The sequence below is a fragment of the Radiobacillus kanasensis genome (assembly GCF_021049245.1).
Classification (GTDB): Bacteria; Bacillota; Bacilli; order Bacillales; family Amphibacillaceae; genus Radiobacillus; species Radiobacillus kanasensis.
The window spans coordinates 2,272,570-2,290,094 of sequence record NZ_CP088020.1 but is presented as its reverse complement, the minus strand read 5'-3'; the positions used below and the strand labels follow the sequence as shown (position 1 = coordinate 2,290,094).

At 40.0% G+C, this 17,525-nt stretch carries 22 protein-coding genes and 1 other annotated feature; all 22 genes read left to right on the top strand.

The genetic code is table 11. From position 1 onward, the window contains the following. Positions 1–12 precede the first annotated feature (12 nt). The 22 genes from minC (at position 13) to KO561_RS11830 (ending at position 17,524) form a co-directional block, all read left to right on the top strand. The gene (gene minC, locus KO561_RS11935) at positions 13–699 is read left to right on the top strand and encodes a septum site-determining protein MinC (protein ID WP_231093479.1); all 687 of its coding nucleotides are present in this window, start codon (positions 13–15) and stop codon (positions 697–699) included. Beyond that, positions 692–1,489: a septum site-determining protein MinD gene (minD, locus tag KO561_RS11930; protein WP_231093478.1), complete on the top strand. Its 798-nt coding sequence runs from the start codon at positions 692–694 to the stop codon at positions 1,487–1,489. Before minC ends, minD begins: the two co-directional genes overlap by 8 nt. A gap of 818 nt (positions 1,490–2,307) precedes the next feature. Next, positions 2,308–3,081, top strand: coding sequence for a M23 family metallopeptidase (locus tag KO561_RS11925; RefSeq protein ID WP_231093477.1), 774 nt, complete (start codon positions 2,308–2,310; stop codon positions 3,079–3,081). Then, on the top strand, positions 3,068–3,928 hold the full coding sequence (locus KO561_RS11920) for a M50 family metallopeptidase (protein WP_231093476.1): 861 nt from the start codon (positions 3,068–3,070) through the stop codon (positions 3,926–3,928). Before KO561_RS11925 ends, KO561_RS11920 begins: the two co-directional genes overlap by 14 nt. A 27-nt stretch (positions 3,929–3,955) precedes the next feature. Beyond that, positions 3,956–5,395 carry a ribonuclease E/G gene (locus KO561_RS11915; protein WP_231093475.1) on the top strand — a complete coding sequence of 480 codons (1,440 nt, stop codon included), beginning with the start codon at positions 3,956–3,958 and terminating at the stop codon, positions 5,393–5,395. 37 nt (positions 5,396–5,432) lie between these two features. Beyond that, positions 5,433–5,507: a sequence feature (ribosomal protein L21 leader region), on the top strand. Positions 5,508–5,521: 14 nt separating this feature from the next. After that, positions 5,522–5,830 (top strand): 50S ribosomal protein L21, encoded by a 309-nt coding sequence (rplU, locus tag KO561_RS11910; RefSeq protein ID WP_231093474.1) that lies wholly within the window; start codon positions 5,522–5,524, stop codon positions 5,828–5,830. 12 nt (positions 5,831–5,842) lie between these two features. Continuing rightward, positions 5,843–6,175 carry a ribosomal-processing cysteine protease Prp gene (locus KO561_RS11905; RefSeq protein ID WP_231093473.1) on the top strand — a complete coding sequence of 111 codons (333 nt, stop codon included), beginning with the start codon at positions 5,843–5,845 and terminating at the stop codon, positions 6,173–6,175. A gap of 13 nt (positions 6,176–6,188) precedes the next feature. Further along, positions 6,189–6,479 (top strand): 50S ribosomal protein L27, encoded by a 291-nt coding sequence (rpmA, locus tag KO561_RS11900; protein WP_143894578.1) that lies wholly within the window; start codon positions 6,189–6,191, stop codon positions 6,477–6,479. A gap of 181 nt (positions 6,480–6,660) precedes the next feature. Further along, the gene (locus tag KO561_RS11895; protein ID WP_231093472.1) at positions 6,661–7,185 is read left to right on the top strand and encodes a Spo0B domain-containing protein; all 525 of its coding nucleotides are present in this window, start codon (positions 6,661–6,663) and stop codon (positions 7,183–7,185) included. Positions 7,186–7,196: 11 nt separating this feature from the next. Next, a complete protein-coding gene (obgE, locus tag KO561_RS11890; protein ID WP_231093471.1) occupies positions 7,197–8,471 on the top strand; it encodes a GTPase ObgE in 1,275 nt (424 codons plus the stop codon). Between the two features lie 29 nt (positions 8,472–8,500). Continuing rightward, positions 8,501–8,950 carry an ACT domain-containing protein gene (locus KO561_RS11885; RefSeq protein WP_231093470.1) on the top strand — a complete coding sequence of 150 codons (450 nt, stop codon included), beginning with the start codon at positions 8,501–8,503 and terminating at the stop codon, positions 8,948–8,950. 16 nt (positions 8,951–8,966) lie between these two features. After that, positions 8,967–9,851 (top strand): prephenate dehydratase, encoded by an 885-nt coding sequence (gene pheA / locus KO561_RS11880; protein WP_231093469.1) that lies wholly within the window; start codon positions 8,967–8,969, stop codon positions 9,849–9,851. 254 nt (positions 9,852–10,105) lie between these two features. After that, positions 10,106–10,312, top strand: a complete 207-nt coding sequence (locus KO561_RS11875; protein WP_231093468.1) for a hypothetical protein — start codon at positions 10,106–10,108, stop codon at positions 10,310–10,312. A 273-nt stretch (positions 10,313–10,585) separates the two neighbouring features. Further along, entirely contained in the window at positions 10,586–11,749 is a 1,164-nt protein-coding gene (locus tag KO561_RS11870) for a LysM peptidoglycan-binding domain-containing protein (RefSeq protein WP_231093467.1), read from the top strand. Then, positions 11,742–12,689: a phosphotransferase gene (locus tag KO561_RS11865; RefSeq protein WP_231093466.1), complete on the top strand. Its 948-nt coding sequence runs from the start codon at positions 11,742–11,744 to the stop codon at positions 12,687–12,689. The genes KO561_RS11870 and KO561_RS11865 overlap by 8 nt, the downstream gene beginning before the upstream one ends. Positions 12,690–12,772: 83 nt before the next feature. Continuing rightward, positions 12,773–13,300 (top strand): YhcN/YlaJ family sporulation lipoprotein, encoded by a 528-nt coding sequence (locus tag KO561_RS11860; protein ID WP_231093465.1) that lies wholly within the window; start codon positions 12,773–12,775, stop codon positions 13,298–13,300. 160 nt (positions 13,301–13,460) lie between these two features. Further along, positions 13,461–14,210: a YebC/PmpR family DNA-binding transcriptional regulator gene (locus tag KO561_RS11855; protein WP_231093464.1), complete on the top strand. Its 750-nt coding sequence runs from the start codon at positions 13,461–13,463 to the stop codon at positions 14,208–14,210. A gap of 123 nt (positions 14,211–14,333) precedes the next feature. Continuing rightward, positions 14,334–14,795, top strand: coding sequence for a hypothetical protein (locus KO561_RS11850; protein ID WP_231093463.1), 462 nt, complete (start codon positions 14,334–14,336; stop codon positions 14,793–14,795). Positions 14,796–15,022: 227 nt separating this feature from the next. Then, positions 15,023–15,586, top strand: a complete 564-nt coding sequence (locus tag KO561_RS11845) for a BofC C-terminal domain-containing protein (RefSeq protein ID WP_231093462.1) — start codon at positions 15,023–15,025, stop codon at positions 15,584–15,586. Positions 15,587–15,698: 112 nt separating this feature from the next. Next, on the top strand, positions 15,699–16,310 hold the full coding sequence (gene ruvA, locus KO561_RS11840) for a Holliday junction branch migration protein RuvA (RefSeq protein WP_231093461.1): 612 nt from the start codon (positions 15,699–15,701) through the stop codon (positions 16,308–16,310). A gap of 15 nt (positions 16,311–16,325) precedes the next feature. Next, entirely contained in the window at positions 16,326–17,327 is a 1,002-nt protein-coding gene (gene ruvB / locus KO561_RS11835; protein ID WP_231093460.1) for a Holliday junction branch migration DNA helicase RuvB, read from the top strand. Next, positions 17,324–17,524, top strand: coding sequence for a DUF2905 domain-containing protein (locus KO561_RS11830; protein WP_231093459.1), 201 nt, complete (start codon positions 17,324–17,326; stop codon positions 17,522–17,524). The genes ruvB and KO561_RS11830 overlap by 4 nt, the downstream gene beginning before the upstream one ends. The last annotated feature ends 1 nt before the right edge of the window (position 17,525 follow it).

Here is a 17,525-nt window from a genome sequence, read left to right as displayed (position 1 = left end):
GGTGAACCCAACGTGATAGTCAACAAGCAAATTGTAACAATAAAAGGAACTCGAGATGGTCTGACACTTTATATAGATGATTCGTGCTCTTTTGATGAGATGATGGAAGAACTAGAGCAGGTTCTTTCGTCTAATCACGTTGATGATGAAGAGCCTATGATCACAGTAACGATTCAATTAGGAAACCGTTACTTACATAAAGAACAAGAAGAGAAGCTTCGAGCTCTTATTCGTGAGAAAAATCGACTTGTCGTCCAGTCTATTGAATCGAATGTCATTTTGAAGGAAAAAGCGTTAGAATGGAAAGAAGATAGTGAAATAAAAATTATAAATAGAATTATCCGATCTGGACAAGTTGTCGAAGTAAAAGGGGACTTGTTGTTGGTCGGGGATGTAAACCCTGGAGCAAAGATTGTAGCAAGTGGAAACATCTTTGTAATGGGTAGCCTTCGAGGTGTGGCACACGCCGGAGCGTATGGGAATCAGGAAGCGGTTATCGTAGCTTCCTACATGATGCCAAGTCAACTCCGTATTGCCGATTACATCAGCCGCTCACCTGATTATGAAGCGGAAGGTGTCTATATGGAATGCGCTCTAATAGATATCGAAAAATCTAAAATCGTCATTGATCGTTTACAAGTTCTTTCACAAAAACGACCTAATTTAAGTGGTTTTGAGAGGAGAATGTTAAATGGGTGATGCAATTGTAATTACCTCAGGTAAAGGTGGAGTCGGAAAGACGACGACGACAGCTAATTTAGGAACAGCTTTAGCACTGTTAGATAAAAAGGTATGTTTAATTGACACAGATATTGGTCTGCGTAATTTAGACGTCGTGATGGGTCTAGAAAACCGAATTATTTATGATATAGTCGATATCATCCAAGGTAGATGTAAACTAAAGCAAGCCTTAATCAAGGATAAACGCTTTGATTGCTTACACTTGCTTCCTGCCGCGCAAACGAGTGACAAATCAGAGGTTACTCCGGAAGGCATGGAACAAATCGTCCAGGAGCTAAAACAAGATTACGATTATATCTTAATTGATTGCCCTGCTGGAATTGAACAAGGCTATAAAAATGCCGTGGCAGGAGCGGATAAAGCGATTGTTGTAACAACCCCGGAGAAATCTAGTGTTCGTGATGCTGATAGAGTTATAGGGTTGTTAGAAAAAGAAGATATTGAACCACCACACTTAATCGTAAACCGAATTCGAAACCACATGGTAAAAAGCGGGGATATGATTGATGTGGATGAAATTGTTCAAGTGCTTTCTATTGATTTAATTGGAATTGTAGCGGATGACGACGAAGTTATTAAAGCCTCTAATCACGGCGAACCAGTCGCATTTAGACCAAACACAAAGGCATCTATTGCTTACCGAAATATTGCACGTCGTATTTTAGGAGAATCGGTTCCTCTTTTATCTTTAGAAGATGAAAAAGGAATGTTTTATAAAATGAAAAAATTCTTAGGTATGCGCTCCTAAACTATGGAAGTGGCTGAGACAAAGTTTTTCATCATAATATAATCCGAACTATGGTTCGAAATTCTAAATTAGATTTCGAATCGGTTCGGATTTTTTTTACGCTGCTATTGTAAATTTTATATAAATTGCGACGTAAGAAAAGTTACAAAAAAACCATCGGTTTGAATAACTGCTCGATTATGGATACGATGTTGATCTCCTTTCGGGCAATATATAGCATAGCAACTCTAAAACTTTTATAGCCAAGTACACATATGTCCTTCCCCATAGAGCTCTACATTACGCTTAATCGCAATAAATATGTACTCAAAGAATTTGTTTTTTTCTAGCAACGGTCTAACTAAAAAATCAGAAAGATTTACTAGAGCGTAGGCAGAATACGGAGACTCCTCGAAAATAAAAATCCATTTTCTTCGTGCGATGTATTGCTGCCGAAGTCTTCCTTGTCCTACGGGAAAGCACGAGGTGAAGACCCCACAGTGAGCGAACTGTGCGAGCGAGGAGGCTGAGACCGTGCCCGCGGAAAGCGGAGTATTCTGCCGAAGCGCGGCATTAAGTTTCACTTTATTATTTTATTTTCTCAATAAATTTTTAATTAAAGTTACGTCGCAGTTTCTATCATCTATGAATGAAGATCCAACCATTGAAAATTTACATTCTTAGCTTCTTATCCTGTAATCGTTCGTCTATAGAGGGGGGGAGTCTTTGCTTTGTCACAGCCCCGTTTTTTATTCCTATTTTTCTTCCTTACCTTGCATAACTAGTCCTCTTGATTCATAGACTTGTACAAATCCCAAACATGAAGGATCGTGAAGTCAATGAGAAGAGATATTAGTGAAATCCGCAAAGATATTGCCAAAAGAAAAAGAGAAAGAACACTATCTACTACTACTTATTCATCCGCCAAAGCCTTTATCCCTTCTGTTCCTCAGGAAGAAGAAAAACATGGGTATTTACCTTTTGGGGATGATTCAGCCTCAGCTAAAGGATTAAATGATAAATTTGTTGCCTCTTTTATGATTAAAACTATTCTAGCGGCTGTACTATTTTTCGGAATTGCGATTTTATATCGAGTCGATTTACAGTGGAGTGACCAGCCGAAGCAATGGGCGAGTAATGCCTTGACGGAAGAGTTTCCTTTCGCCAGAGTGAATCAGTGGTACCAAGAACGGTTTGGTACTCCGTTAGCCATCAGCGGATCGCAAACGACAAGTGGACAGGCTTCCGATCAACTAGCCTTACCTGTAAACGGAACCGTCAGCCAGTCCTTTCAAACAACGGGACAAGGCATCTTAATAACGACGGATGAGGAATCCAAAGTGTTAGCAATGAAAGCAGGAACGGTAATTTTTGCTGGGAACGATCGCCAAACGAACAAAACAGTTATCTTACAGCACGCAGACGGAAGTAACAGTATTTACGGGAACTTAACATCGATTGATGTTCATCAATATCAATCCGTCCAAGGCAAACAAGAGATTGGAAAGTTCAATCCAGCCTCTTCGGAAGCGAAAGAAGTGTACTTTGCTGTAGAAAAGGAAAATAAGTTCGTAGACCCAGTAAAGGTGATGCAAGTTGATGAGCGTCCTTAAGGCCTTTCATTTTCTTCCACCTATACATATTCATCCTATCCTGTGGTTATTTGCGATCACCGCAATGGTCACAGGTACTTTTATGGAATTATGTCTAATTTTCACGATCGTGATCGTGCATGAATTTGGTCACTATCTTGCAGCCAAGTCCTTCCATTGGCGCATCCGGAAAATTAGCCTATGGGTTTTTGGTGGAGTCATGGAGACAGAAGAACACGGAAATAGATCGATCAAAGAGGAGCTATTGGTCGTCTTAGCCGGTCCTATTCAGCATATTTGGATGTATGGCTTTATTGGTTTAATGGCTTATTTAAACTGGTGGTCTCCATCTGTTACAGATACGGCTTTGCAATATAATACAACAATCCTGTTGTTTAATTTAATGCCCATTTGGCCATTAGACGGTGGCAAGGTTCTGCAACTCTTATCCTCGACGATAAAACCATATCGTGCAGCACATAGTTTAACTATCGTGTGCTCCGTTCTTTTTTGTCTTCTCTTTACAGTAGTCGTTGTGAGCTCTAATGCATTACCTTTAAGTACGGCAATGCTTGTCATTTTTATATTGTGGGAAAATCGTCTAGAATGGAAGCAAAGAAATTATCTATTATTTCGTTTTTTATTGAAACGCTATAGTGAAAAACCAACCTTGAGAAAAAACTCGCCGGTACTCGTCCATGGTAATGAAACGTTGTTTGAAATTTTTAAGCAGTTTAGACGAAACCGTCATCATCATATTTTTGTGAAGCAGGACGGGCGTGAAAGAAATTGGATAGATGAAAGCACCTGTCTGAACGCTTACTTCGCTTTTAAACAACACCAGGCAAAGGCAAAGGATTTGGTTTGATCTGTGGAATAGGAATGAGGACAAAAGATGGCTTCCATTTATTTATATATGCAAGGAACAGAACAAATTGGTATTCTAGCGGAGAAGAGCGATGTCCAAGAGGTTCAGATTGTAAGGCCTGAAGCTGTATCTAGGGTCGGGAATATCTATCTAGGAAAAGTGGTCAACATAGAGACAAGTTTGCAAGCAGCATTTGTAGACTTCGGGGGTGGAAAATTTGGTTTTCTCCCTAAAAAGGAGGTGCCTGAAGCACGTGTAGACGGTGATCGACCATTAGAGTCATTACTCACAGAGGGGCAAAGAATCATCGTCCAAGTCGTGAAAGATGCCTATCAGCAAAAAGGAGCTCAGTTAACAGCGAACATTACGGTACCTGGCATTCATGTCGTGTACTTACCTTTTGGAAATTATGTAGCCGTTTCTCGAAAACTATCTGAGGAACAAAGGGAAGCGTGGAAAAAAGAAGGGAATAGATGGGTTACGGATTGTGAGGGTGCTATTATTCGAACGTCCAGTCAGTCGGCAGACAAAGCCTCCCTTCAAGCAGAATGGCAACAGCTGCGTCATCAGTGGAAGAATATCGAGAAAACCGCCCAGAATGGCCCAGTGCCAAGTTCTCTTTTTATGGAATTTCCCCTTTCAAAATGGATTCGGAAGTTTCGACCAAATGAGTTAGAAAGTATTTTTGTGAATCAGGTTCAGGCTGCCAATCAATTAAAAAAGGAGTTACCTTCCCATGAAGCACTCATTCATTGGCAGAAGCAACTTCCTTTATCGGTTCCATTGGATCATTTATTGGAGTCGATTTTATCCCCTAAAGTTTCTACTACCGAAGGCGTGGAACTTTGGATAGAACAAACCGAAGCCCTGACCGTTGTAGATGTGAATTCCTCCACCTTTAGAAAAGGCTGGACAAAAGAAGATGCAGTTTTTTTAACGAATAAAGTCGCTGCCATTGAAATCGCAAAACAGCTCAGACTGCGAAATATTTCAGGTATTATTATGATTGACTTTATTAAAATGAAAAGTACAAGCAATCAGCAAAAGCTTCTGCATATATTCCAAACAGCTTTAAAAAAAGATGCGATTCGAACCGAAGTATATGGGTTTACGAAGCTCGGACTCTTGGAAATGACAAGGAAACGAGAAGCGGAATCACTCCCGTCCATCTTAGGTGGAACATTCAGGGATTTTAAGACCTTTTCATCCGAGACATATGCATTTTTATTAGAAAGAGAGCTTTTGGAACGGAAAGAAGAAGCATTGATTGTGGATGTTCATCCACAGGTGTTGCAATTTTTTAAGGAAAAGATTATGCCTAATAGCGTTGGGCAAGTCCATATTGCGGTTTTTATGAAGGAAAATGAGAACGTGAACGGCTTTAACATCATTAGAAGTGGCTCACAGGAAACCATTAACGAATATATAGCTGCGATTCCAAGCGATGCTATTGACAAAGTTTTTTAATTCATGGTAACATCAATACGTTATTCATCGTAGCACCCGTTTGCTACAACCGCACAGAACAGGTTCTTTAAAGCCAATTATTGGCACCTGTATGGCGAGTCTGAGTCCTTAAGGAGGTGCATAGGAATGTACGCAATTATTGAAACTGGTGGTAAGCAAGTCAAAGTAGAAGAAGGCCAAGCTATCTATGTAGAAAAATTAGACGGCGAAGCTGGTAGCTCTGTAACGTTTGATAAAGTTCTTTTCGTTGGTGGTGACGACGCTAAAGTTGGTGCTCCATACGTAGAAGGTGCTTCTGTAACGGCTAAAGTTGAAAAACAAGGTCGTGCGAAAAAAGTTACAGTTATCAAGTTTAAAGCGAAGAAAAACTACCGTCGTAAGCAAGGTCATCGTCAGCCTTACACAAAAGTAACGATTGAAAAAATCAATGCTTAAGGGTTTGATTCGATGATTCAAGTTACAGCTTACCGTAATAAAGGCAACCTATATGCATTCGAGATGAGTGGCCATGCCGAAAGTGTATCAGAAGGGTACGATTTGGTATGTGCTGGAGCATCTGCTGTGTCGTTCGGTGCGGTCAATGCCGTGATAAAACTTTGCTCCATAGAGCCGGAGATTACCCAAGCGGGTAAAGAAGGTGGCTATTTGAAGGTGAAGTTACCCGATCACTTAGATGTGGAAACTCATCAGAAAGCAGCGTTCCTTTTAGAAGGTATGATGGTTTCGCTTGAAACAATTGTACGTGACTATGGACAGTATATAATGATCTCTGATAAATAAGGAGGTGTAGCACATGCTACGTCTAGATTTACAGTTCTTCTCTCAGAAGAAAGGTCAAGGTAGTACAAAAAACGGTCGTGACTCTGAAGCAAAACGTCTTGGTGCCAAGCGTGCGGATGGTCAATTCGTAACTGGTGGATCTATTCTTTACCGTCAACGCGGTACTAAAATCTATCCAGGTGAGAACGTAGGCCGTGGTGGAGATGACACACTTTTCGCTAAAGTGGACGGAGTCGTAAAATTCGAACGTTACGGACGCGATCGCAAAAAAGTTAGTGTATATCCTGTAGCTCAAGAAGCTTAATTAAGTATTATAAGACTCTAGCCTTTCGGTTAGAGTCTTTTTTTACTATTTATAAAGTAATCCTTTGTATTCCTAATAAAATACGGTAACATTAGAAATTAGAACGTTTTAGTATTTATATCATTTTTGCTATAATCTTGATAATAAACAGGGAGCGGTGAAATTGAGAGAGGATGAGAAAATGGTCGAGTTGTTAAGTTTTTACCGACACGACTGGCTAAATGAACTACAGTTGCTCATGGGATACGCTTCTATGGATAAAATGGACAAAGTAAAGGATAAAGTAGAAGCATGTATCGAAGCAGCAAAGATGGAAAGAAGAATATCCAATTTAAAAATGTCTAAAACAGCACTTTGGGTACTAAGCTTTAATTGGTATCATTCCAATTTTCGTTTGAATTTCTCTGTATATAAGGACTTTGGAGACTTATCGAAGTTTGATGAATCTATACATAAACAAGCCACTGAATTTGTGGACATACTGGAACAATACAGCGATCCAATGGAAATGTACGAGGGCACGTTCTTGATTCAATCTCTTGATGAAGACCAAACAGAGGTGGTTCTCTCCTTCCATGGGAAGTTTTCAAATGAAGAATCCTTATATAATGCTTTAGATGAAATAGAATTGGAGAAAGTAACAGTAGAACAAGAAGAGGAAGAAATCATGACATGTAGCATATCGTGGATATGTAACTCTAAATGAGGTGAAGGATTGTGTTTGTTGATCAGGTCAAGGTCTATGTGAAAGCCGGTGACGGTGGAAACGGCCTTGTAGCATATCGAAGAGAAAAATACGTTCCATTAGGAGGACCAGCTGGTGGAGATGGTGGAAATGGTGGAGACGTTGTCTTCCAAGTAGATGAAGGTCTTAATACCCTTATGGATTTCCGTTACAAGCGGCACTTTAAAGCAAACCGTGGCGAAAACGGAATGAGTAAGGGACAGCATGGAAAAAATGCGGAACCGCTTATTTTGATGGTTCCACCTGGTACTACCGTTCGGGATGAAGAAACGGGACAGATAATCGCGGATTTACTCTATCATGGACAACAAGCGGTCATCGCTCGAGGTGGTCGTGGTGGAAGAGGAAACATTCGCTTTGCTACGCCTAGAAACCCAGCGCCAGATATGGCTGAAAATGGAGAACCAGGTAGAGAACGAGATATACAAATAGAATTAAAACTTCTCGCAGATGTTGGACTAGTCGGATTTCCGAGTGTAGGAAAATCCACTCTGTTGTCTGTCGTAACAGCAGCAAAGCCAAAAATTGCAGATTATCATTTTACAACGTTAGCCCCTAATCTAGGTGTCGTAGAAACAGAGGATCAACGAAGCTTCGTGCTTGCAGACCTTCCTGGATTGATTGAAGGAGCCCATGAAGGGATTGGGTTAGGTCATCAGTTTTTAAGACATGTAGAGCGGACAAGAGTAATCGTCCATGTCATCGATATTGCGGGAACCGAAGGGCGTGACCCTTATGAGGACTATTTAACGATTAATGAGGAGTTGAAAGCATACGACGAATCTCTATCGGATAGACCTCAAATCGTGGCAGCGAATAAAATGGATCTACCGGAGGCAGAGGATAATCTTAAAGCTTTTACGGAGAAAGTGGACGTTCCCGTTTACCCGATTTCAACAATTACACGAGCAGGTATCCGTGAACTATTGTTTGCGGCAGCTGATATACTCGATACAATTCCAAAAGATAATAAACCAATCGAAGAACAGGAAGAAAGAGTGGTTTACCGGCATGAACAGGAACCAGAAGCCTTCCGTGTTTCGAGAGATTCCGATGGTTCCTTCGTGTTGACAGGAGAACGTATTGAAAAATTATTTAAGATGACGGACTTTAACCGTGATGAGTCGGTACGGCGATTTGCAAGACAGCTAAGAGGAATGGGAGTAGATGAAGCGCTCCGAGAAAAAGGAGCCCAAGACGGCGATACGGTTCGATTATTGGAATATGAGTTTGAATTTGTGGAGTAGAGGCCATAGCCAAAAGGGGAATATAGAGAATGACGGAAAAAGAAGAAAAGTATTTTTTAGTCCGAAGTGATATACTTCCTGAATCCATGAAAAAAACGATTGAAGCTAAAGAACTGATTGAAAGAGGAAAAGTGGATTCTGTGTTTGAAGCTGTTAAAAGAGTAGACTTGTCCCGCAGTGCTTTTTATAAATACAAAGATGCTGTTTTTCCATTCCAAGCGATGGTAAAGGAACGAATGATTACTTTGTTTTTTCATCTAGAAGACCAAGCGGGTTCCCTCTCTCAATTACTAGCGACCGTTGCACAAGCTGGTGGGAACATCCTAACGATTCACCAGACCATTCCTTTACACGGAAAAGCAAATGTTACCATTTCCTTGAATACGGTAGCAATGAATATAGAGATAGAAAAATTAATCCAAAAACTTAAATCTTTAGACTTTGTCGACAAAGTAGAGATCTTAAGCTCAGGTGCATAGAATGGGGGATACACACATGACAGGAAGAATCGGCTACTTGGGGCCAAAGGGGACCTTTACGAAAATGGCTGTCGATGCCCTTTTCAACGGGGAAGACAAACAGAGTTTTAAAACGATACCTGAGTGCATGGATGCTATTGTGAACAGTCAGATTGACATTGGAGTTGTTCCACTAGAGAACGCGATTGAAGGATCTGTCAATATGACAGTGGATTACCTCATTCAGGATCACTCTTTAAAAATTGTCGGGGAGGTCGTTGTACCAATTCGGCAGCATTTGATGGTGCATCCGAGTAATGAGGCAAAATGGAGTGAATTGACAACGATCCATTCTCATCCTCATGCGGTTGCTCAATGTCATCATTTCCTACAAAAGGATCTACAGGATGTGCGGATTGAATATACGACTTCCACTGGAGCTGGAGCGGAGTTTGTCAGTCAGTATCCAGACGAAAATATTGGAGCAATTGGGAACGAATTAGCGGCCAAGGAATATGGACTATCGATCGTTCGTGAGGATATTCATGACTTTACGAACAATCATACACGCTTTGTCGTGCTTCATCGGAATAGTCAGGAATTACAATGGGAAAATTTAGCGGTTGATGGACATAAAACTTCCCTAATTATCACATTGCCAACTGATCAGGCGGGAACACTTCATCAAGTTCTTTCTGCTTTTGCTTGGAGAAAATTAAATTTATCTAAGATTGAATCCCGTCCGATGAAAACGGGCCTTGGAAATTATTATTTCTTGATCGATATTCAACAGAAACTGGATGATGTGCTGATTCCAGGGGCTATTGCCGAGATAGAAACGCTAGGCTGTAACGTTGAATTATTAGGGAGCTATCCCTATTTCTTAGTAGATGGTATATCAGTTTCGTCGTCAAATTCTTAATTAGAGAACATCCTTTTCAAGTAGGAAAGGGTGTTTTTTAATATCTGTCTTTATATGTTTGTTCCCTTTTCATATCTTAAATAGAGCTGAATAAACCGTTTTAACGGCTTGGCTACAAAATTCCTCGACCATTATCCTGAGTTGTTTCCATTTCTAGATAATATCAAGTTGTCACTATGATAAAATCAGATTGTTAGAATACACGAATAGAAAAATACTTAGATATAGACACAAGTAGAGAGGGGAAATGGACGTTGAGTACATCTGAAGAAGGGTATAGAAAATTTAAAGTGGTTTTCCAATCCATCATTCTGCTTTTGGGAATAACATTGATTGTAGCATATATATCAGGTATGGGTGAGATGGAAAGAGGATTACTTTATCTAGTATTAGGTATATTATTCACTTTAGAAAGCATATTCGTCTTATATAAAAATTTAAAGCAAAAACATTCACATTAAATTGGTCTAATCATTTAAATCGGACTTAAAATATAAGGGAACCCTTTATAATATAGAGTGTTCCCTTATATTTATTAGTTAAATCCACAATTTTATTTAACATAGCTTTTTTATAAAGGGCAAAGTGTCTTCTTGACTTAACTAGGAATAAATCCTAGAAAATTTGCTGTTTTCATTCAACCTTTCTAGGTCATTCGCATATGTTGGTATGGAATTGTTATGTGACTGACATGCATCATCATGTATAGACCAACAAGAAGGGAGTTTCACGAATTGAAAATTCACATTGTTCGAGAAGGGGAAACACTTTGGAAAATCGCACAAAAATATAATGTCAATTTTGAAAAATTGAAGGAAGTAAATAGTCATCTTGCAGACCCAGATAGCCTCATGCCAGGAATGAAAATTAAAATCCCTACCCAAGCACAACCAGTTAAGATGGAGACTGTTACGGATAAAGTCATTCAAAAAGCTCCACTAAAAAAAGAAGCGGTTAACCCGTACAAAGATACTTCTAAGCCTGCATTTCCTGTCATGAAAGAAGATGACGTCAAAAAACCAAAAGAAATTTTGAATAAATTACCACATCATCCATTCACTGATTTGAGTAAAGATGAAGTCTCAGCAAAGGTAGATAAAGTAGGGGGCAAAGTTTCTGATTATAAAGCAAAACCGCTTTGGGATGAAGGGAAATATGAAAAAGGGAACCTAGATGCCAAGCAAAAGAAAATTGTTAAAAAGCCCGCATATCATGCACCTGCACCAGTACCAGAAATAGAAGAAACGCAAGAGCCAGCATATACAGCACCAGCACCTATGCCACAAGTCCCACAATACAACGAACCAGCACCAATGCAGCAAGTACCACAATACAATGAGCCTATGCCGGGATATACGGCGACAGTTAATCCTTATCCGACATATCCGCAACAACCGGTTATTCCATACTACGCTTATCCATCCGCACCTTATTGCGCACCAACTAACCCTGTACCTTATCCTGTTCAACAACAACTAGGGCCTAATCCAGGAGTAGGAGGTTATCCGAACCCACACCATGGTTACCCGGCTGGACCTCATCAACATCTTGATTGGGCGGAATCATCTTCTAGCCCGAAAGGATACCCAGGACTAAATCCTGCAGAGGAAGGATACCCGCCACACGTGGCACAGCCGGCAAATTGGCAAAATTATCTACCTGGCCAACAAGGACCAGCAGGCTACGTTCATCCGCCGGTTCATGGTGCACCTGCGCCTAAATCCGGATGCTGTGGGGATCCTGTTTATCCTAATTACGGTGGCTATCAAGGATATCCATCATGGCAACCAGAGACACCAGCTGGATGGAATGGAGTCGGTTATCCTTATCCAGAACCATACGAATTCAATCCAACTTTCCCGAATTTTAGAGAAGACGATGAGGAAGAAAGTGATTAATCATAATGGGTCTAATAGGGACAATTCCATACGGAGTTGTCTCTCTTCCTTTTTACAGAACAAAGGGGAATTCTATGCTGAAAGAATTCAGGAATGGAAACCGAATGTATTTTTTGTGGAGGATACATCTAAAAAGGGGTATATTTTAAAATCTTATGTAGACAGTAAGCCTATTATCCAGCAATGGAGATTTTTTGAACAGTTCCAATCTCCAGTCGTTCAGTCTTTCTGCTCTTTTCCAAATGGGGAAAAAATGCTGAAATTTAAAGGGAAGTATTGGACGTTACAATCTTTTTCACCTGGGAATAAATTACGATTTCAGTATGAACAGGATAGACGAAATGCTGTAGATACGGTGAAAATTTTTCATGAACATGCTCAGGCCATTCAGATAACAAACCCCATTAAAAGGGTTTCCTATGAACAGAAGTGTCAGATGAGACTTAGGAGGTTTTGGTCATCGAGGGATACGTTTGATGCTTATGGATATTCCGCGCTTTTTCACGATATCGTACATGCTACATCTGTGCAGATTCGTCGGTGGAGTCGTGTAAGTCATCTTATCGATCATGCCGATCAATGGATTCATGGAGACCTTGCTGGACACAATTTTCTTCAAGAACAGGATGGGAGAACTCGCCTCATTGATTTGGATTTATTAGGAAAAGCCCCATTTTTGTATGATTTCATGCAACTTGGCCAACGGTATTTGGATCATATTGACCACGATATTCATCGCTTGCTTTCTTATAATATGTGTAGAAGAGAACATATTGTTCCTTTTTTGATTGGGGTAAGTATTCCCATTGATATCATGCGTGAATGGTTACACTTCATGCAAAAACAACCACATGGTAACGAAATCATCGCCTATTTAACACAATTAGAAAAGGATTGGGATTATCGAAAGCAATTCATGCAACAAGTTCTTACCTTTTAAAACATGTACTACCATTCCATCCATCAACTAACGGTTTAAATATTCCTCCCTTACGAATCCTAGAAGCGAGGGAGGTTATTGGCATGAAGAAATTGTGTTCTATTTCGTTATTAGGGTTCCTTTTAACGGTTACTGGTTGTGCCGCAATTAACCAGCCTTCAGCAGATGAAGAAGAGCTACACCTGAACCAACAACCAATCTCCTACGAGACGGAAACTGCTGAAAATAATCCCGAAAACAATCAGAATGACGATGGCGATCGACCGAGAATGCAGGATTACGTGGATCGTTTACCAAGTGGTCAAGAGAACACAAACTACGAACAACAAGCGTACAATGAAATGACCGCACGAATTAACAAAACGGTGAACGAATTAGATGAGGTTAATGTTACCCAATCCTATATTCGAAAAGATCGAGTTATTGTTGCTGTTATGCTGAATCTTTATTATGATAATGATCCATTGGCTGTAACTCAAAAGGTCTACCGGATTGTGAACGAAATCGTTCCGAATAAAAAGGTCGAGGTCTACACCGATGACATATATTGGAATGAAGTACGAGACTATAACGCTCAAATCGAAGGAGATATCCAAGGGAACGATCGTTAACGTGACCAGTCTCTTCGTAAATCAAAGCCTTTGTTACTTTTGTAACAGAGGCTTTTTCTGTATCTTAAAAAAATGGTCTGTTTATGGTATAGTGAGAAGGTAATTACAGATTTTTAGATGTGTGATTTTAAAGGATTTACGAAAGAAAGGAGAATGTCCAATGGCTGGTCATTCTAAGTGGAAAAATATTCAACGACGCAAAAATGCACAAGATGCAAAGCGTGGAAAAGTTTTTATGAAGCTGGCAAAAGAAATTTTTGTTGCGGCTAAACAAGGTGGCGGGGACCCGGATACGAATGCTTCCTTGCGACTTGTTATTGATAAGGCGAAGGCGAATAATATGCCTAACGATAATATAGACAGAGCCATTAAAAAGGCTACAGGGGATCTGGACGGCGTCAACTATGAAGAGATGACATATGAAGGTTATGGTCCTGGTGGGGTAGCGGTAATGGTTTCCGTCTTAACAGATAATAAAAACAGAACAGCAGCAGAGGTCCGACACGCATTTAATAAAAATGGTGGAAACCTAGGTGAAAATGGCTGCGTTTCGTTTATGTTCGATCGAAAAGGTTACTTAGTAATTCCAAACGACTCAGTGGATATTAGTGAAGACGATTTATTGCTGGAAGTTATCGAAGCTGGAGCAGAAGAAATGGAAACAACAGAGGAAGGCTTTGAAATTTATACGGAGCCAGAGGATTTTGCTAGCGTGAAAGATCAGCTTCAAGAAAAAGGCTTCACCTTCACAACAGCAGAATTAACGATGATCCCTCAAACAACGTCCCCAGTAAGCGGCGACGACGTCGAAAAAATGATTAATCTTATTGATGTACTAGAAGACAATGAAGATGTTCAAGATATTTATCATAACCTTGAAGCAGATGAAGAAGTGATGAACCAGCTATAATTACGACAAGCACCCTCTATGGTGCTTGTTTTTTAATGGAGCAAACAGGAACAAACGGTCAATGCTAAGGTCTATTCTGGTGTTCCTCCCTCATACATATAAAGTATAAGAGAGGAGGGTCCAATGAATACCAATCGCTACGCTATCTATTTGTGTTCTAGTTTATTGTTGTATTTATACGGGGTCATGATTATTCAAATAGAAACGGCCAATACAGCGGCTTATCCAGTGGATGAAACGATAAGCGGTACCTTTTTTCACTGCTTCGTTCTCATCAGTATATGTACGATTTCCTCTACTGTATTGCAATGTTCCTCATATGCGTTTATACGCGATCAATTATTACAAAGTAAGACTAGAATAGAGCAAATCATTACGTATAGTTCTTTGCTTCTTTTTGGGATATCTACTCCATTTTATGTCTTATTCATTATGATGACCACGGTCGCTGGAGGACCATTTTTACTCATTTCCTTTCTCATTACGATTGTCATGTGTTATGTAATCATGATTCAGTATGTATGTTTTTACAAGCAGCCAAAAGAGGCTGCTTTTCTTTTTAATATGGAATTTTCTTTTCATTGATGGATATTCCTTCTTAAATTGGTCAAACTTTAACTACAAGAGGATGTTCAAAAAGTCCGGTAAAAATCGCTTTGAACTTCTGCGTTGGCTTGCTTCTCCGTTCCTCATGTATCTATAGTCATACATTCCGGTACTCAAAGCAGCGCCGCCTTGAATTTCTTTACGCTTTTTATCCTCCTTTTTGAACACGAATACAAGGAATTTATCTATTCAATGGGGTGAACAACATGAGAAAAATCGTTCGAGGATGCCTATATGCCGTCATCACGTGGTTAGCTTTTGTAAGTATAACAGGGTTATCGAATGAACAAACAGTGATTGATGCCGCTGAAACGAAAACGGAAAAACAAAAAGAGGAAAGCTTAGTGAAAAGTGAACCATTAACATTACAAGTAACGTTACAAAAACATTATATAGACGGAAAAGTAGTAGAGCAGACACATGAAGAAACGGTATGGGCCATGCAAGATTTCTGGTCCTATTATGATGGATGGCAAGTGGTGGATCAAAAAGAAGGAAAAGTCACGTTCCGTAAAGAGATTTCGGATATATCCCCTTATATTAAAGAAAATGGTTACTTCGGAATCAAGAATAATATTTTAACCATTTTTGAAGGACGACCGGTGAACAGCCAAGTCATTCAATCGTTTTATCAGATTGATACAAAGGAATTAGAAAGCTACCAAGCAGAGCAACTACGGGAAGGAATCAAAATTAAATCTAAAGAAGTTTATCAGTACGTATTGGAAGCGTATCGCAAAATGATTCCAAATAAAACGATTAATAGTTAATTTGAAAATTCTAGTCTTGCATAGGCTAGAATTTTTTTTGAAGCTTTTTAAAGTCGAACATATGCTTGTATGATAAAATAGAGTTAGTTTTGATTTATAAGGGAGAATTGTTATGATTGCATACATAAGAGGAAACTTAGATTCCATTCAAGACGATGCGATATATGTAGAATCCCATGGTGTGGGCTATGAGATATTTTGTACCAATCCATTTGTCTTTCAAGATAAAGTAGGGGAAGAGATCCGTGTATATACATACCACTATGTAAGAGAAGATGCTCAACTTCTATTTGGATTTAGAAAAACGGAAGAAAAATTCTTATTTAAAAAGCTATTAAATGTATCTGGAATCGGTCCTAAGGGGGCTCTTGCGATTCTAGGGAATGCAGGTGTGCCAGACTTCGTTGCTGCCATTGAGCGGGAGGATGAGAAATTTTTAACCAGTTTTCCGGGTGTGGGGAAAAAGACGGCGCGTCAAATGATTTTGGACTTGAAAGGAAAGCTTTCTGTGGATATGGGAGTTCAACTTGAGGGTGTAGATATCACGCCAGAAAAGGCTCCATCCGTAGAGTCAAAAGCGCTAGAAGAAGCGTTTGCCGCGCTTCGTTCGCTTGGTTATTCCGACAGAGAAATTAAATTCATTACGCCTAAATTAAGAGAAAGCAAGTTAACGACAACGGATGAACTGATTCGAAAAGGCCTTGCCTTGATGATGGAGAAATAAAAATGAGGTGGAAACATGGATGAACGCATGATATCTGGGGAGTTACAGCATGATGATGAGGGAATGGAGCTAAGTCTGCGTCCAACCTCCTTACAACAATATATCGGGCAACATAAAGTAAAAGAGAATTTAGCTATATTCATTGAAGCCGCTCAAATGAGAAACGAGCCACTCGATCATGTTTTGTTATATGGTCCACCAGGGTTAGGGAAAACCACGCTAGCCTCTATCATCGCGAATGAAATGGGGGTCCAATTCCGAACAACTTCTGGACCGGCGATTGAACGTGCTGGGGATTTAGCTGCAATTCTTTCTTCATTAGAAGCGGGCGATGTGTTGTTTATAGATGAAATTCACCGATTACCGAGATCGGTTGAGGAAGTTCTGTACCCGGCAATGGAGGATTTTTGCTTAGACATAGTGATTGGTACAGGGCCAAGTGCGAGGTCTGTTCGGATTGATTTGCCTCCATTCACGTTAGTAGGGGCAACGACACGTGCCGGATTACTTACAGCTCCTCTCCGGGATCGCTTTGGAGTATTAAGTAGGCTGGAGTATTACGAAAACGCGGATTTATGCAAAATTGTAGAGCGAACGTCCGAGATTTTTCATGTGCAAATTAGTGAAAATGCGGCGAATGAGATTGCGAGAAGATCTCGTGGAACACCACGTATCGCCAACCGACTGTTGAAAAGAGTAAGGGATATTTCTCAGGTGAGAGGCGAAAGCAAGATTTCCATAGAAACCACGACGAAAGCGTTAGAAATGCTTCAAGTTGACCAATTAGGGCTTGATCATATTGACCATAAACTGTTGTTGGGAATTATGGATGGCTTCCAAGGTGGGCCAGTAGGATTAGATACGATTGCTGCAACGATTGGGGAAGAATCTCAAACGATAGAGGATGTATATGAACCATATTTGTTACAAATCGGGTTTATTCAACGAACGCCAAGAGGAAGAGTAGTTACACCAAAGGCCTATGAGCATTTTCAACGGGAGGTGCCACAAGCTTGACGGGAATGGGCAAAATCTTTATCCTAATAGGAGTAATTTTTGTCGTGATTGGTGTAATTTGGAGTGTCTTTGGAAAACTACCAGGAGACATCAGTTTTAAAAAAGGGAATGTTTCCTTTTACTTTCCGATCATGACCTCGATTGTTGTAAGTATTGTTCTTTCTTTGATTTTTTACTTGATTGGAAAATTTAAGTGAG

Bases quoted from the DNA above. Each gene is read 5' to 3' on its own strand.
- rpmA (WP_143894578.1), top strand. From the start codon at position 6,189: ATGCTACGTCTAGATTTACAGTTCTTCTCTCAGAAGAAAGGTCAAGGT.
- KO561_RS11855 (WP_231093464.1), top strand. From the start codon at position 13,461: ATGGCTGGTCATTCTAAGTGGAAAAATATTCAACGACGCAAAAATGCA.
- KO561_RS11905 (WP_231093473.1), top strand. From the start codon at position 5,843: ATGATTCAAGTTACAGCTTACCGTAATAAAGGCAACCTATATGCATTC.
- KO561_RS11860 (WP_231093465.1), top strand. From the start codon at position 12,773: ATGAAGAAATTGTGTTCTATTTCGTTATTAGGGTTCCTTTTAACGGTT.
- KO561_RS11885 (WP_231093470.1), top strand. From the start codon at position 8,501: ATGACGGAAAAAGAAGAAAAGTATTTTTTAGTCCGAAGTGATATACTT.
- pheA (WP_231093469.1), top strand. From the start codon at position 8,967: ATGACAGGAAGAATCGGCTACTTGGGGCCAAAGGGGACCTTTACGAAA.
- ruvB (WP_231093460.1), top strand. From the start codon at position 16,326: ATGGATGAACGCATGATATCTGGGGAGTTACAGCATGATGATGAGGGA.
- minD (WP_231093478.1), top strand. From the start codon at position 692: ATGGGTGATGCAATTGTAATTACCTCAGGTAAAGGTGGAGTCGGAAAG.
- ruvA (WP_231093461.1), top strand. From the start codon at position 15,699: ATGATTGCATACATAAGAGGAAACTTAGATTCCATTCAAGACGATGCG.
- KO561_RS11915 (WP_231093475.1), top strand. From the start codon at position 3,956: ATGGCTTCCATTTATTTATATATGCAAGGAACAGAACAAATTGGTATT.
- KO561_RS11925 (WP_231093477.1), top strand. From the start codon at position 2,308: ATGAGAAGAGATATTAGTGAAATCCGCAAAGATATTGCCAAAAGAAAA.
- KO561_RS11895 (WP_231093472.1), top strand. From the start codon at position 6,661: ATGGTCGAGTTGTTAAGTTTTTACCGACACGACTGGCTAAATGAACTA.
- rplU (WP_231093474.1), top strand. From the start codon at position 5,522: ATGTACGCAATTATTGAAACTGGTGGTAAGCAAGTCAAAGTAGAAGAA.
- KO561_RS11850 (WP_231093463.1), top strand. From the start codon at position 14,334: ATGAATACCAATCGCTACGCTATCTATTTGTGTTCTAGTTTATTGTTG.
- KO561_RS11920 (WP_231093476.1), top strand. From the start codon at position 3,068: ATGAGCGTCCTTAAGGCCTTTCATTTTCTTCCACCTATACATATTCAT.
- KO561_RS11845 (WP_231093462.1), top strand. From the start codon at position 15,023: ATGAGAAAAATCGTTCGAGGATGCCTATATGCCGTCATCACGTGGTTA.